The organism is Pseudomonas sp. Pseusp88 (assembly GCF_047303955.1).
Taxonomy (GTDB): Bacteria; Pseudomonadota; Gammaproteobacteria; order Pseudomonadales; family Pseudomonadaceae; genus Aquipseudomonas.
The window spans coordinates 366,276-380,423 of record NZ_JBGLYM010000002.1 but is presented as its reverse complement, the minus strand read 5'-3'; the positions used below and the strand labels follow the sequence as shown (position 1 = coordinate 380,423).

The window sequence follows — 14,148 nt, the reverse complement described above, 5'->3', positions numbered from 1 at the left end:
GTCAGTCTTCCTTCGGCACTGTCCAGAAAATCTGCACGCCGCCATCATCGCGATAGGCAAGGGTCACGTTGTCGTTCTCGGCAATTTCTTCGAGCAGTTGCGCCCAGTCATCCTCCAGCTCGTCGGGTTGGCGGAAGATCAAGGCGGCCTTGGCCTTCTGCGCGCTGGTGGAGTTGATGATCTTTTGTACCCGGGTGCCCAGGCGTTGATAGGCGGTCAAGGAAGGCGCGGCGGCCGCAGATGTTGTCACGAAGTAATCCTTAAATTTTCTGTATGTATATACAGTATTTCAATGCTGCATGTTTCGCAACATCAGCGTGAATCGACGGATTGCAGAACCAATCTGCGCGGGATTGATCTCAAGTCCATACAGGCAACTTTCAGAACGGAGTCCTCATGAAACGCAGATACTGGCTTATGCCCGCAGTGGCAGGGATTTTTACTGTACTGGCTGGTTGTTCCACCCCAACGGTTGTCACCTTGCAGAACGGTACGCAGTACATCACCCGTGACGCTCCGAAAACGAAAACCGCAGACGGTTTTTATGAGTTCGAGGATATTTCCGGCAAGACCGTGAAAGTGCGGGCTGATGAAGTGGCAACTGTCAAACCGCAGGATTGACCGTTTTTCGCCCTTTGGGTTCAGTTACCCATTATCATCGATGTACAGCCACGTACCAATTTGGTGCTGAATTGTTTCATCAGTACGCTTTTGTGACACTCTCTTGCAAAGCAAATGCTCGGGTGGTTTTTCGCGATTGACAAAGCCCTTCGCGGTTGTTCATAGTTGATGTACGCAAACGTTTGCGCGGGCGGCTACACTTTGTGCCGTTCGTGCAAGATCGCTGCAATCATCGAAGTCCTTAAAATAATCATAAGACTGGAGTGAACACCCATGAAGCTGCCATTCGCTGGACGTCTTCTCGCTGTCGCCATGCTCACCGCCGCTACCGCAGTCATGCCTTTCTCAGCCGCTTATGCGGATACCGCCAAGCCCAAAGTCGCCCTGGTCATGAAATCCCTGGCCAACGAATTCTTCCTGACCATGGAAGACGGCGCCAAGGCTTACCAGAAAGACCACAGCAGCGAGTTTGACCTGATCTCCAACGGTATCAAGGACGAGTCCGACACTGCTGCGCAGATCAAGATTGTCGAGCAGATGATCGTGTCCAAGGTCGATGCTCTGGTCATTGCTCCGGCCGATTCCAAGGCACTGGTACCGGTTATCAAAAAGGCCATGGACGCCGGAATCAAGGTGGTCAATATCGACAACCAGCTCGATGGCGATGTGCTCAAGAGCAAGAACATCGAAGTGCCTTTCGTAGGCCCCAACAACCGCAAGGGTTCGAAATTGGTGGGTGACTACCTGGCCAAGCAACTGAAGGCGGGTGACGAGGTCGGCATCATCGAGGGCGTACCGACCACCACCAACGCTCAGCAGCGCACCGCCGGTTTCAAGGACGCCATGGAGGCCGCGCAGATCAAGGTTGTTTCGACGCAGTCGGGTAACTGGGAAATTGACCAGGGCAACAAGGTTGCCTCGGCCATGTTGACGCAATACCCGAATATCAAAGCTCTGCTTGCGGGTAACGACAGTATGGCAATAGGCGTGGTTTCAGCTGTCCGTGCCGCTGGCAAGGTCGGCAAGGTTCAGGTCGTCGGCTACGACAATATCAATGCCATCAAGCCAATGCTCAAGGACGGTCGTATCCTGGCCACCGCCGACCAGTTTGCCGCCAAACAGGCAGTGTTCGGTATCGACACAGCCTTGAAGATGGTCAAGGGCAAGCCGCTCGATATCAAGGATGGCGTGATCGAAACGCCGGTTGAGCTCGTCACCAACAAATAATTGCGCCTGAACAACAGCGCCTGCCCATCCTGCGGCAGGCGCGTGGAGAGCTTTATGTCAGCGTCTGCCCAGGCCGCTGTGCTGTCTGTCAGCGGTATCGGTAAAACCTACGCCCAACCTGTCCTCGGCGACATCGACCTGACCTTGATGCGCGGCGAAGTGCTGGCCTTGACCGGGGAAAACGGTGCGGGCAAAAGCACCTTGTCCAAGATCATCGGCGGCCTGGTCGTCCCTACCACCGGGAACATGCAGTTTCAGGGCAAACCCTATGAGCCGGCCAGTCGCACCCAGGCTGAACGCCTGGGCGTGCGCATGGTGATGCAGGAGCTGAACTTGCTGCCCACGCTGTCGGTGGCGGAAAACCTGTTTCTCGATAATCTGCCCAGTCGCGGTGGCTGGATCAATCGCAAGCGCTTGCGTGAAGATGCGATCCAGGCCATGGCCCAGGTCGGTCTCGATGCCATTGACCCGGATACCCCGGTCGGCGAGCTGGGTATTGGCCATCAGCAGATGGTCGAGATCGCCCGCAACCTGATCGGCGATTGCCATGTGCTGATTCTCGACGAGCCGACGGCGATGCTGACCGCCCGTGAAGTCGAGATGCTGTTCGAACAGATTACTCGACTGCAGGCCCGGGGCGTGTCGATCATCTATATCTCTCATCGCCTCGAAGAACTGGCCAGGGTCGCCCAGCGTATTGCTGTATTGCGTGATGGCCGACTGGTCTGCGTCGAGCCGATCGCCAACTACAACAGTGAGCAACTGGTGACCTTGATGGTCGGTCGCGAGCTGGGCGAGCACATTGACCTTGGTCAGCGAACCATTGGCGACGTGGCTCTATCCGTCAAAGGGCTGGGGCGCGCTGGCAAGGTCAAGGACGTTTCCTTTGAGGTGCGCAGTGGCGAGATCTTCGGCATTTCCGGCCTTATCGGCGCCGGGCGTACCGAGTTGCTGCGGCTGATTTATGGCGCCGACCTGGCTGATAGCGGACATATTGAAGTCGGCAGCCCGTTGCGCGTAGCCAGCATTCGCTCGCCGGTGGATGCCGTGGCCCATGGCATCGCCCTGATCACCGAGGATCGTAAAGGTGAGGGGCTGCTGTTGAGCCAGTCCATCAGCGCCAATATTGCCTTGGGCAACATGGATGTCATTTCCAGCAAGGGTATCGTCAATACCGGCAATGAAACACGTCTGGCGCAGCGTCAGGTCGATGCCATGCGCATTCGTAGCTCCAGTCCGGGACAACTGGTCTCCGAGCTGTCGGGGGGCAACCAGCAGAAGGTGGTGATCGGCCGCTGGCTGGAGCGGGACTGCCCGGTGATGCTGTTCGATGAGCCAACCCGGGGCATTGATGTCGGTGCCAAGTTCGATATTTACACGTTGCTCGGCGAATTGACTCGCCAGGGCAGGGCGCTGGTGGTGGTTTCCAGCGACCTGCGCGAGCTGATGCTGATCTGTGACCGCATCGGCGTCTTGTCGGATGGTCGGCTGATCGACACCTTCGAGCGCGACAACTGGACCCAGGATGAACTGCTGGCCGCCGCTTTTGCCGGCTATCAAAAACGCGATGCGCTGCTCAATGAAGCGGCGCCCGGGAATGTCTCATGAAAACTTCCACTTCGACTCAAGCGCTGCCTGCATCGGGTAAACGCAGCGGCACCTATTTCGGCCTTGGCACTTATCTGGGCCTGGCCGGTGCCTTGCTGGCGATGATCGTGCTGTTCTCGCTGCTCAGCGATCACTTCCTGTCCTATGAGACCTTCAGCACCCTGGCCAATCAGATTCCCGACCTGATGGTCCTGTCAGTGGGCATGACCTTCATCCTGATTATCGGCGGCATCGACCTGTCGGTGGGCTCGGTGCTGGCGTTGGCCGCTTCGGCGGTGAGCGTGGCCATGCTCGGGTGGGGCTGGAGCGTGTTTCCGGCGGCACTGCTGGGTATCGCCTGTGCGACGCTGGCGGGGACCATTACAGGTTCCATTACCGTGGCCTGGCGCATTCCGTCTTTTATCGTGTCGCTGGGTGTGCTGGAAATGGCGCGTGGTGTCGCCTATCAGATGACCAACTCACGCACGGCTTATATTGGCGACTCCTTCGCCTGGCTGTCCGACCCGCTGGCTTTCGGCATTTCGCCGTCGTTCATCATTGCCCTGTTGATTATTCTGCTGGCTCAGGCGGTGTTGACCCGTACGGTGTTCGGTCGTTACCTGATCGGCATCGGCACCAATGAAGAAGCCGTGCGTCTGGCCGGTATCAATCCCAAGCCTTACAAGATCCTGGTGTTTTCCCTGATGGGCTTGTTGGCAGGCGTGGCGGCGCTGTTCCAGATCTCGCGTCTGGAAGCGGCCGATCCTAATGCTGGCTCCGGTCTGGAGCTGCAAGTCATCGCCGCAGTGGTCATTGGTGGTACCAGTCTGATGGGCGGACGTGGTTCGGTCATCAGCACTTTTTTCGGCGTATTGATTATTTCGGTGCTGGCGGCCGGGTTGGCTCAGATCGGTGCCAGCGAGCCGACCAAACGCATCATTACCGGTGCGGTGATCGTCATCGCGGTGGTCCTGGATACCTATCGCAGCAATCGCGCACGGCGGCAGAGCTGACATGGCTACCATCAAAGACGTCGCGGCAATGGCAGGGATTTCCTACACGACGGTGTCCCATGTGCTCAACAAGACACGGCCGGTCAGCGATGAGGTGCGGATCAAGGTGGAGGCGGCGATTGCCCAGCTCGATTACGTACCCAGCGCCGTCGCTCGTTCCCTCAAGGCAAAGGCCACGTCGACCATCGGCCTGTTGATTCCCAACGGCATCAACCCGTACTTCGCCGAACTGGCTCGGGGCATTGAGGACTACTGCGAACGCAATGGCTTTTGCGTCATCCTCTGCAACTCCGATGACAATCCCGAGAAGCAACGCAGCTATCTGCGAGTGTTGTTGGAAAAGCGCGTGGATGGCCTGATCGTTTCGTCAGTGGGCGGGGATACTGAGCTGGCCGCCGGTGGCTTGGCGGCCGTGCGCACGCCCATGGTTATCGTCGACCGTGAGCTGGACGGTATTGCCGCTGATCTGGTGCGTATCGATCATGAATTGGGCGCCTATCTGGCCACCCGGCATCTGTTGGAGCTGGGGCACCGCCGTATCGCCTGCATTTGCGGCCCGGCCCGGACCAGCGTCGCCGCCTTGCGCCTTGCCGGCTATCAGCGTGCCATGAGCGAGGCCGCGATCAAGGTGCCGCAGAGCTGGATCGCAGAAAGCGACTTCACCAGCCCCGGCGGTTATGCCGCAGCGGTTGGTTTGCTGCAGGCAGACCCGCCCACGGCGATTTTTGCCGGCAACGACATGATCGGTATCGGCGTGTTGCGGGCAGCTGCCGAGCGTAATGTGCGCGTACCTGCCGATCTGTCAGTGATCGGCTTCGACGATATCGAAATGAGTCGTTATGTGTACCCGGCCCTGACCACGGTGGGGCAGTCGATCCTGCAACTGGGCGAGACTGCGGCCGAGGTGCTGTTGCGGCGCATCGCGACCCAGGCGGCCCTGCCCGCAGAAAAGCGCATTGTCGCCCCGAGCATTGTGTTGCGCGAATCAACGGCGCCGCCTGGCAATGCGTTCAGCGAATTTCGTTGAGGCACTGTAATGACTGGATTGAAGAGTGTGGATGTCATGCAAGCAAAAGTAGTGGTGGTGGGCAGCCTGAACATGGACCTGGTCATCCGTTCGCCGCGCCTGCCGCGAGCCGGTGAGACCCTGGCCGGCGAGTCGTTCGCTACCGTGCCGGGTGGCAAGGGCGCCAACCAGGCCGTCGCGGCAGCGCGTCTGGGGGCCAGCGTGGCGATGATCGGCTGCGTGGGCAACGACGCCTATGGCGAGCAGTTGCGTGGCGCGTTGCTGGCCGAACAGATCGACTGCCAGGCGGTGACGAGCCTGGACGATGTACCTACCGGCATTGCCTCGATTGTCGTCGATGACAGTAGCCAGAATGCGATCATCATTGTCGCCGGGGGAAATGGCCAATTGACTCCTGAGCGGGTCGCAGATTTTGACAATCTGCTGGCGGCGGCCGAAGTGGTCATTTGCCAGCTCGAGGTGCCGGTGTCGACCGTCGCCCATACCCTCAAGCGTGCCCGTGCACTGGGCAAGACCGTGATCCTCAATCCCGCCCCGGCGGTCGCGGCATTGCCCGCCGAGTGGTACGCCCTGATCGACTACCTGATCCCCAACGAGACGGAAGCCGCGCTCCTCACCGGCCTGCCGGTGGACTCCCTGGCTTCTGCCCAGGTTGCGGCCGGGGCGCTGATCGCAAATGGCGCTGGCAAGGTGCTGATTACGCTGGGCGAGCAGGGTGTGGTGTTCGCCAATGGTCAGGGCTTCGAGCATTTTCCTGCCCGCAAGGTCCAGGCCGTGGATACCACGGCGGCGGGGGATACTTTTGTCGGTGGCTTCGCGGCAGCATTGTCTCGGGGTCTGAGCGAGGCCGAGGCGATTCGCTTTGGCCAGGCGGCCGCGGCGCTGTCAGTCACCCGCTCCGGTGCTCAGCCATCGATCCCGTCCCTTAATGAAGTCCAGGCGAGCCTCTGAGCATGAAAAAGACCCCTTTGCTTAACATTGCCCTGTCCCGGGTGATCGCTTCCCTGGGCCATGGCGATATCGTCATGATTGTCGATGCCGGTATGCCGGTGCCGCCGGGTGTGGAGCTGATAGACCTGGCCCTGACCCACGGCGTCCCGGACTTCGTCAGTGTGCTGAATATCGTGCTCACCGAAATGCAGGTCGAAAGCCATGTGCTGGCCGAGGAAATGCTGCTCAGGCAACCGCCCGCGCTGACCGTGGTGCAAAGCCTCGGCGAGGCGGGCGCCTTGGGCGAGCAGCGCTTGCTCAGTCATGAGGCGCTCAAGGACCTGAGCCAGCGTGCCAAGGCGATCGTGCGTACTGGCGAGTGCCAGCCCTATACCAATATCGCTCTGGTGGCGGGCGTCGTTTTTTAAAACCACGGTTTTCAATCCAGGAACAGGGAGTTCCCATGTCATATCTGAAATGTTTGATCAGGAGTGCAGTACTGGTGTCGATGTTAGCCGCGACCACTGTTTATGGGGCGCAACAGCGCGACCTGATCATCGACACTGACCCCGGCGCCGACGACGTCGTGGCGTTGCTGTTGGCGCTGGCATCGCCCGAAGAGCTGAATGTACTGGCTATCACCACGGTGGCGGGCAATGTGCGGTTGGACAAGACCTCGCGCAATGCCCGCCTGGCCCGGGAGTGGGCCGGGCGCGAGGACGTGCCGGTGTATGCCGGCGCACCGAAGCCACTGGTGCGCACGCCGATCTATGCCGAGAACATTCACGGCCAGGAAGGTTTGCCGGGAGTGGCCGTGCATGAGCCGGCCAAGGGGCTTGCCGAAGGCAGCGCGATCGACTATCTGATCAATACCTTGCGCAAGGCCAGCCCCCACAGCGTCACCATTGCCATGCTCGGACCCCAGACCAATCTGGCCCTGGCCTTGATCCAGGCTCCGGATATTACCGAGGGGATCAGGGAGGTGGTGGTGATGGGCGGGGCGCATTTCAACGGCGGCAATATCACCCCGGCAGCGGAGTTCAATCTATTCGCCGATCCCCATGCCGCTCAGGTGGTGCTGGCCAGCGGCGTCAAACTGACTTATGTACCCCTCGATGTCACCCACAAGATCCTCACCAGCGAGGAGCGCCTCAAGCAGATCGAAGCGTTGAACAACGGCGCGGGCAAGCTGGTGAAGGGCATTCTTGATGAGTATGTCAAAGCCGACATGGAGCATTACGGTTTGCCCGGCGGGCCGGTGCATGACGCCAGCGTGATTGCCTGGCTGCTCAAGCCCGAGCTGTTTTCGGGGCGCAAGGTCAATCTGGTGATCGACAGTCGCGAAGGGCCTGGATTTGGCCAGACCATCGCCGACTGGTATGACACCCTGGGGCACGACAAGAATGTGTTCTGGGTCGAGAACGGTGACGCCCAAGGCTTCTTTGATCTATTGAGTCAGCGTCTGGCCCATCTCAAATAGGCGATCAGGCCGAAGTGGCGCCGGACTCTGACGGATAGCGCGCGAGGATCTGGCCGATAAATGCCTGGGCGCCGCCGGTGCCCAGTTCCTTGACCAGCAGGTCAATGGCGATGATGGTGAGTTCCTCCGGACTCGAAGGGCTGTGGGAGCACTGTCCTTGCGGCCATTTGGCCTTGATGTCCGCATCAATGGATACAACTGCCATTGTGTGTCTCGTCTCTGGTCTGGGTGAAAAAGCCCCCTGGAGCGGGTGCCGGATAGCGACAGTAAATCATTGTTGCCGCCGTTTTGGCACTGCGACTTATGCATTATTGAGCGCCTCGGAAGCGTTTTGTGACGATTTTACCGACGTTGCGGCTACTTCAATCGTGCAGACTTGCGCTCCTTGATTTGCCCGACCTGTGCAACCATCGCGTTTATTCACGGTCGCAAGGTTCTGAGTTTGTTTATCTATCAAGGAGGCTGTATGCCCTGGAAAGTCACATCGCTTGGTTTTATCGTCGCCACCTTGATGCTGGGCGGGTGCAGCACTTCTGAGTCCACGTCGGGGACAACGCCCGGCGCTGCAACCAGCGCCACCACCAGGGAAGACACCCGTTGTGATGCCAGCGGCGCCCAGTTCGCCGTTGGCAAGCCCGCCTCGGCAGCCTTGCTCGAGCAGGCGCGCAGCAAGTCCGGCGCGCAGACTGCGCGTGTGCTGGGTCCCAATGACATGATCACCCTGGAATATCGCTCTGACCGCCTGAACCTGAACACCGACAGCAGCGCCAATGTCGTGCGGGTCAACTGCGGCTGAACACCGAATACTGATTGCCGCCCATAAAAAAACCCCGTCAATAACGGGGTTTTTTTCAAGCATCTGAGTGATCAGACTACTTTGACTTCCTCAGCCTGCATGCCTTTCTGGCCTTTAGCAGCTACGAAAGAAACAGTCTGGCCTTCTTTCAGGCTTTTGAAACCGTCGCTCTGGATAGCCTTGAAGTGTACGAACAGGTCGTCACCGCCACCCTGTGGAGTGATAAAGCCGAAGCCTTTTTCATCGTTGAACCATTTTACGGTGCCGGTTTGGCGATTAGACATGGTGTATCTCCAAAAACATAATTTTTCAGTAGTGCGTGCTGCTCAGGCCGATGGGCACACCGGGCTATCATAGTCCAAATGTGTCGAAGTAGAGCCATTTCGCTGAGCTGTTTACGCACTTATGGGTAATATTGCGAAATTATCGCTGTTTATTTTCGGATTGATACGCTATTCGCGCGACCGGCATAGTCGCTGAGCCTCAAGTAAATCAAGGCCTGCAGCCACTTTGAAGGGGTAGGTGAGGGCGCCGGCGATCGTCGCCCGGCGCCGAAAAATATTTTGTTACTTTCCTTTGGCGCAGTCTTGGGTCACTGCCACTTGTAAACGGGTGGTCAATGCATCCGGCGGTGTGGCCGAGGTGCTGAGGGTCTTGATCTCGGCATCCGAGAAATGTTTGTTCACTGAATTGGCGCCGCAGGTGCAATAAGCTTGGGCTGCCTTGGCATCGAGCTTCTGGCCGGCAGTTTTCATGCAGTTCTGGGTGAAATTTTCCTGGGTCGCCTTGTCCATGGCTGCGTTGGCGCTCAATGGCAGGGCCAGTGCAACAGGGGCGAGCAGGGCGAGAAGACGGAATGTGTTCATGCGTTCTCCTTGTTCAAATGTGCCCTTGCAGGGCTGGATTCTCACAAGGTCTGACGGCCAATAGCCGCGACGGTTCACTCGCGGCATGAAATGCCGGTGTATTGATTGATTTATGTATGCATGTGTAGCGGTAGAGCTGTGCTAGGATGCGCGTCCTTGATTTTACTCGTGGCGCCTGGCTGCATATCCGCCGGCCCCGCGTAGTGAAGTTTCGTTGAATTCCAGTCATCTGGTTCGGTTCAAGGTTGGCCGCAAGGCTCCTGCCACTGTGAGGCGGGTATACCACCGGATCAATACTGGCTCATCCCAACCCATGTGACCTTTGGTAGGGGTCACCACTAGGAGAGGAGGCGCCATGCCAACTATTACTCTTCCCGACGGCAGTCAGCGTTCATTCGATCATCCGGTATCCGTAGCCGAAGTTGCGCTTTCCATTGGCGCAGGCCTGGCCAAGGCAACCATCGCCGGCAAGGTCAACGGCCAACTGGTCGACGCCAGCGACATGATCGATGGCGACGCAACCCTGCAAATCATCACCTCCAAGGATCAGGAAGGACTGGAAATCATCCGTCACTCCTGCGCTCACCTGGTAGGTCACGCCGTCAAGCAGCTGTACCCGACTGCGAAAATGGTCATCGGTCCGGTGATCGACGAAGGTTTCTACTACGACATCGCCTATGAGCGTCCTTTTACGCCGGACGACCTGGCTGCGATCGAACAGCGCATGCAGCAGCTGATCGAGAAAGATTACGACGTGATCAAAAAAGTCACGCCTCGCGCCGAAGTGATCGAGGTGTTCACCGCCCGTCACGAGGACTACAAGCTGCGCCTCGTCGAAGACATGCCCGATCAGCAGACCATGGGCCTGTACTATCACGAAGAATACGTCGACATGTGCCGCGGTCCGCACGTGCCGAATACCCGTTTCCTGAAATCGTTCAAGCTGACCAAGCTGTCCGGCGCCTACTGGCGTGGCGATGCGAAGAACGAACAGCTGCAGCGTGTCTACGGCACCGCCTGGGCTGACAAGAAACAACTGGCTGCCTACATCCAGCGTATCGAAGAAGCCGAAAAGCGCGACCATCGCAAGATCGGCAAGCGCCTGGGCCTGTTCCATACCCAGGAAGAAGCGCCGGGCATGGTGTTCTGGCATCCACAGGGCTGGACCCTGTACCAGGTGCTCGAGCAGTACATGCGCAAGGTTCAGCGCGACAACGGCTATCTGGAAATCAAGACGCCGCAAGTGGTTGACCGCTCACTCTGGGAGAAATCCGGGCACTGGGCCAACTACGCCGAGAACATGTTCACCACGCAGTCCGAGAGCCGCGACTACGCCATCAAGCCAATGAACTGCCCTTGCCACGTGCAGGTGTTCAACCAGGGTCTGAAGAGCTACCGCGAGCTGCCGATGCGCCTGGCCGAATTCGGTGCCTGCCACCGTAACGAACCGTCGGGTGCCTTGCATGGCATCATGCGTGTACGCGGCTTTACCCAGGACGACGCGCACATCTTCTGCACCGAAGAGCAGATGCAGAGCGAGTCGGCAGCCTTTATCAAGCTGACCCTGGATGTCTACGCAGATTTCGGCTTCAAGGATATCGAGCTCAAGCTGTCGACCCGTCCTGAAAAGCGCGTCGGTTCCGACGAGCTGTGGGATCGTGCCGAAGCCGCTTTGGCATCCGCCCTGGACAGCGCCGGCCTGCCGTATCAGCTGCAACCGGGTGAGGGCGCCTTCTACGGCCCGAAAATCGAGTTCTCGCTGAAGGATTGCCTGGGTCGTGTCTGGCAGTGCGGTACCCTGCAGCTCGATTTCAACCTGCCGATCCGCCTGAGCGCCGAGTACGTCTCGGAAGACAACGGTCGCAAGCATCCGGTCATGCTGCACCGTGCAATTCTCGGTTCCTTCGAGCGTTTCATCGGTATTCTGATCGAGCACTACGAAGGTGCATTCCCGGCCTGGCTGGCGCCTACCCAGGCAGTGATCATGAATATCACTGATAAACAGGCAGATTTTGCCCTTGACGTAGAAAAAACTCTGTCGGAAAGCGGATTTCGTGCCAAGTCCGACTTGAGAAATGAAAAGATCGGCTTTAAAATCCGCGAGCATACTTTGCTCAAGGTTCCTTATCTCCTCGTTATCGGAGATCGGGAGGTTGAAACGCAAACTGTCGCTGTGCGTACTCGTGAAGGCGCTGACCTTGGCTCTATGCCGGTCGCCCAATTCGCTGAGTTCCTCGCTCAAGCGGTTTCCCGGCGTGGTCGCCAAGATTCGGAGTAATTATTATTAAGCGTGAAATGAGACAAGATAAACGAGCTGCACCGAAGGCCCCGATCAACGAGAATATCTCGGCACGCGAGGTTCGGTTAATTGGCGCTGACGGCGAGCAGATTGGCATCGTCTCGATTGATGAAGCGCTTCGTATAGCTGAAGAAGCCAAGCTCGACCTGGTAGAAATCTCTGCCGATGCAATCCCGCCAGTCTGTCGTGTGATGGACTACGGTAAATCGATCTTCGAGAAGAAGAAGCAGATTGCTGCGGCAAAGAAGAACCAGAAGCAGATTCAGGTTAAAGAAATCAAGTTTCGTCCAGGGACGGAGGAAGGGGATTACCAGGTAAAACTACGCAACCTGGTACGTTTCCTGAGTGACGGGGACAGGGCCAAGATCTCGTTGAGATTTCGCGGTCGTGAGATGGCCCACCAGGAGCTGGGTATGGAACTGTTGAAGCGGGTTGAAGGTGACCTGCTCGAATACGGGACCGTCGAACAGCATCCTAAGATGGAAGGACGCCAGCTGATCATGGTCATCGCCCCGAAAAAGAAGAAATAACCACCAGGGCACGGCAGGCCTTGCGGTTATGTTTATCAACTGAATGCGGAGTATCCGAACATGCCAAAGATGAAGACTAAAAGTGGTGCAGCTAAGCGGTTTCTGAAAACCGCCAACGGCATCAAGCACAAGCACGCTTTCAAGAGCCACATCCTGACCAAAATGTCGACCAAGCGTAAGCGTCAACTGCGCGGTAGCAGCTTGCTGCATCCGTCTGACGTGGCAAAAGTCGAGCGCATGCTGCGCCTTCGTTAATTTTGATCAAGAATAGAGGAAGTAACTCATGGCTCGTGTAAAGCGTGGCGTCATTGCCCGTAAGCGTCACAAAAAAATTCTGAAACTTGCTAAAGGCTACTACGGCGCGCGTTCACGCGTATTCCGTGTTGCCAAGCAAGCGGTAATCAAGGCAGGCCAATACGCCTACCGTGACCGTCGTCAGAAAAAACGTCAGTTCCGCGCTCTGTGGATCGCTCGTATCAACGCTGGTGCGCGTATCAACGGTCTGTCCTACAGCCGTTTCATCGCTGGCCTGAAAAAAGCGTCGATCGAAATCGACCGTAAGGTTCTGGCTGATCTGGCAGTGAACGAAAAAGCGGCGTTTGCTGCGATTGTCGAGAAAGCTAAAGCCACCTTGGCTTAAGTCCCCGACAATCATCGCTCCCTTCGGGGAGCGGTGCTAAACGTCATAAATAGGGGAAGAGCCTTTTAAGCTCTTCCCCTATTTCGTATCTGGAGTCTGTACATGGAAAACCTGGACGCGCTGGTCTCTCAAGCACTTGAGGCTGTGCAAAGCGCCGAAGACATCAATGCCCTGGAGCAAATCCGGGTTCACTATCTCGGCAAGAAAGGCGAGTTGACTCAGGTGATGAAGACCCTGGGCAATCTGCCAGCTGAAGAGCGTCCGCAAGTCGGTGCGCTGATCAACGTCGCCAAGGAGCGTGTCACAGAGGTTCTCAATACGCGTAAAGCGGCTTTCGAAGAGGCAGAACTGACTGCAAAACTCTCGGCCGAGCGCATTGACGTGACCCTGCCGGGACGTGGCCAGGCCTCTGGCGGTCTGCATCCGATTACCCGGACTCTGGAGCGTATCGAACAATTCTTCACCCACATCGGCTACGGCATCGCCGAAGGCCCTGAGGTCGAAGACGATTACCACAACTTCGAGGCGCTCAACATCCCGGGCCACCACCCAGCCCGCTCGATGCATGACACCTTCTATTTCAACGCGAACATGTTGCTGCGCACCCATACCTCGCCGGTACAGGTCCGCACCATGGAAGCGAACAAGCCGCCGATCCGCATCGTCTGCCCAGGCCGTGTGTACCGTAGCGACTCGGATATCACCCACTCGCCGATGTTCCACCAGATCGAAGGCCTGCTGGTCGACCGCGATATCAACTTCGCCGACCTCAAAGGCACCATCGAAGAATTCCTGCGGGTGTTCTTCGAGAAAGAACTGGCCGTGCGTTTCCGTCCTTCGTACTTCCCTTTCACCGAGCCATCCGCCGAAGTCGATATGGAATGCGTGATGTGCAGCGGCAAAGGCTGCCGGGTCTGCAAGCAGACCGGCTGGCTGGAAGTCATGGGCTGCGGCATGGTGCACCCGAACGTACTGCGCATGTCCGGCATCGACCCTGAAGAGTTCCAGGGCTTTGCATTCGGCATGGGTGTGGAGCGTCTGGCCATGCTGCGTTACGGCGTCAATGACTTGCGCCTGTTCTTCGACAACGACTTGCGGTTCCTCGCGCAATTTCGCTAGGTCGCCCGTCGAT

The 14,148-nt window shown here is 57.8% G+C and carries 18 protein-coding genes; 14 read left to right on the top strand and 4 right to left on the bottom strand.

What is annotated here, in order from left to right:
* Position 1: 1 nt before the first annotated feature.
* Positions 2 to 250 carry a DUF1654 domain-containing protein gene (locus ACCD02_RS04175; protein ID WP_413298709.1) on the bottom strand — a complete coding sequence of 83 codons (249 nt, stop codon included), beginning with the start codon at positions 248 to 250 and terminating at the stop codon, positions 2 to 4.
* Positions 251 to 396: 146 nt separating this feature from the next.
* Here ACCD02_RS04175 and ACCD02_RS04170 point away from each other — a divergent pair, with 146 nt between their 5' ends.
* The 8 genes from ACCD02_RS04170 (at position 397) to ACCD02_RS04135 (ending at position 7,885) form a co-directional block, all read left to right on the top strand.
* Positions 397 to 621 carry a YgdI/YgdR family lipoprotein gene (locus tag ACCD02_RS04170; RefSeq protein WP_413298708.1) on the top strand — a complete coding sequence of 75 codons (225 nt, stop codon included), beginning with the start codon at positions 397 to 399 and terminating at the stop codon, positions 619 to 621.
* 273 nt (positions 622 to 894) lie between these two features.
* Entirely contained in the window at positions 895 to 1,848 is a 954-nt protein-coding gene (locus ACCD02_RS04165) for a sugar ABC transporter substrate-binding protein (protein WP_413298707.1), read from the top strand.
* Positions 1,849 to 1,902: 54 nt separating this feature from the next.
* Positions 1,903 to 3,456, top strand: coding sequence for a sugar ABC transporter ATP-binding protein (locus ACCD02_RS04160; protein ID WP_413298706.1), 1,554 nt, complete (start codon positions 1,903 to 1,905; stop codon positions 3,454 to 3,456).
* Positions 3,453 to 4,448 carry an ABC transporter permease gene (locus ACCD02_RS04155; RefSeq protein WP_413298705.1) on the top strand — a complete coding sequence of 332 codons (996 nt, stop codon included), beginning with the start codon at positions 3,453 to 3,455 and terminating at the stop codon, positions 4,446 to 4,448. The genes ACCD02_RS04160 and ACCD02_RS04155 overlap by 4 nt, the downstream gene beginning before the upstream one ends.
* A 1-nt stretch (position 4,449) precedes the next feature.
* A complete protein-coding gene (locus ACCD02_RS04150; RefSeq protein ID WP_413298704.1) occupies positions 4,450 to 5,475 on the top strand; it encodes a LacI family DNA-binding transcriptional regulator in 1,026 nt (341 codons plus the stop codon).
* Between the two features lie 36 nt (positions 5,476 to 5,511).
* The gene (gene rbsK, locus ACCD02_RS04145) at positions 5,512 to 6,426 is read left to right on the top strand and encodes a ribokinase (protein ID WP_413298703.1); all 915 of its coding nucleotides are present in this window, start codon (positions 5,512 to 5,514) and stop codon (positions 6,424 to 6,426) included.
* Positions 6,427 to 6,428: 2 nt separating this feature from the next.
* Positions 6,429 to 6,833, top strand: a complete 405-nt coding sequence (gene rbsD / locus ACCD02_RS04140; RefSeq protein ID WP_413298702.1) for a D-ribose pyranase — start codon at positions 6,429 to 6,431, stop codon at positions 6,831 to 6,833.
* Positions 6,834 to 6,868: 35 nt separating this feature from the next.
* Positions 6,869 to 7,885: a nucleoside hydrolase gene (locus tag ACCD02_RS04135; protein WP_413298701.1), complete on the top strand. Its 1,017-nt coding sequence runs from the start codon at positions 6,869 to 6,871 to the stop codon at positions 7,883 to 7,885.
* A gap of 4 nt (positions 7,886 to 7,889) precedes the next feature.
* Here the strand turns inward: ACCD02_RS04135 and ACCD02_RS04130 are convergent, their stop codons facing one another.
* Positions 7,890 to 8,090 (bottom strand): hypothetical protein, encoded by a 201-nt coding sequence (locus tag ACCD02_RS04130; protein WP_413298700.1) that lies wholly within the window; start codon positions 8,088 to 8,090, stop codon positions 7,890 to 7,892.
* 261 nt (positions 8,091 to 8,351) lie between these two features.
* On the opposite strand from ACCD02_RS04130, the gene ACCD02_RS04125 reads away from it, so the two are divergent.
* Complete coding sequence (locus tag ACCD02_RS04125; RefSeq protein ID WP_413298699.1) at positions 8,352 to 8,681, top strand: I78 family peptidase inhibitor; 330 nt, start codon at positions 8,352 to 8,354, stop codon at positions 8,679 to 8,681.
* Between the two features lie 71 nt (positions 8,682 to 8,752).
* On the opposite strand, the gene ACCD02_RS04120 is transcribed toward ACCD02_RS04125, so the two are convergent.
* Together ACCD02_RS04120 and ACCD02_RS04115 are read right to left on the bottom strand one after the other, a co-directional pair.
* Entirely contained in the window at positions 8,753 to 8,965 is a 213-nt protein-coding gene (locus ACCD02_RS04120) for a cold-shock protein (RefSeq protein ID WP_259106108.1), read from the bottom strand.
* Between the two features lie 282 nt (positions 8,966 to 9,247).
* Positions 9,248 to 9,547 (bottom strand): hypothetical protein, encoded by a 300-nt coding sequence (locus tag ACCD02_RS04115; RefSeq protein ID WP_413298698.1) that lies wholly within the window; start codon positions 9,545 to 9,547, stop codon positions 9,248 to 9,250.
* Between the two features lie 355 nt (positions 9,548 to 9,902).
* On the opposite strand from ACCD02_RS04115, the gene thrS reads away from it, so the two are divergent.
* The 5 genes from thrS (at position 9,903) to pheS (ending at position 14,135) form a co-directional block, all read left to right on the top strand.
* A complete protein-coding gene (thrS, locus tag ACCD02_RS04110; protein WP_413298696.1) occupies positions 9,903 to 11,825 on the top strand; it encodes a threonine--tRNA ligase in 1,923 nt (640 codons plus the stop codon).
* The gene (gene infC, locus ACCD02_RS04105; protein WP_259106282.1) at positions 11,825 to 12,376 is read left to right on the top strand and encodes a translation initiation factor IF-3; all 552 of its coding nucleotides are present in this window, start codon (positions 11,825 to 11,827) and stop codon (positions 12,374 to 12,376) included. Before thrS ends, infC begins: the two co-directional genes overlap by 1 nt.
* Positions 12,377 to 12,436: 60 nt before the next feature.
* Entirely contained in the window at positions 12,437 to 12,631 is a 195-nt protein-coding gene (gene rpmI, locus ACCD02_RS04100) for a 50S ribosomal protein L35 (protein WP_002553160.1), read from the top strand.
* A 28-nt stretch (positions 12,632 to 12,659) separates the two neighbouring features.
* Positions 12,660 to 13,016: a 50S ribosomal protein L20 gene (gene rplT / locus ACCD02_RS04095; protein ID WP_007905879.1), complete on the top strand. Its 357-nt coding sequence runs from the start codon at positions 12,660 to 12,662 to the stop codon at positions 13,014 to 13,016.
* 102 nt (positions 13,017 to 13,118) lie between these two features.
* Entirely contained in the window at positions 13,119 to 14,135 is a 1,017-nt protein-coding gene (gene pheS / locus ACCD02_RS04090) for a phenylalanine--tRNA ligase subunit alpha (RefSeq protein WP_413298695.1), read from the top strand.
* The last annotated feature ends 13 nt before the right edge of the window (positions 14,136 to 14,148 follow it).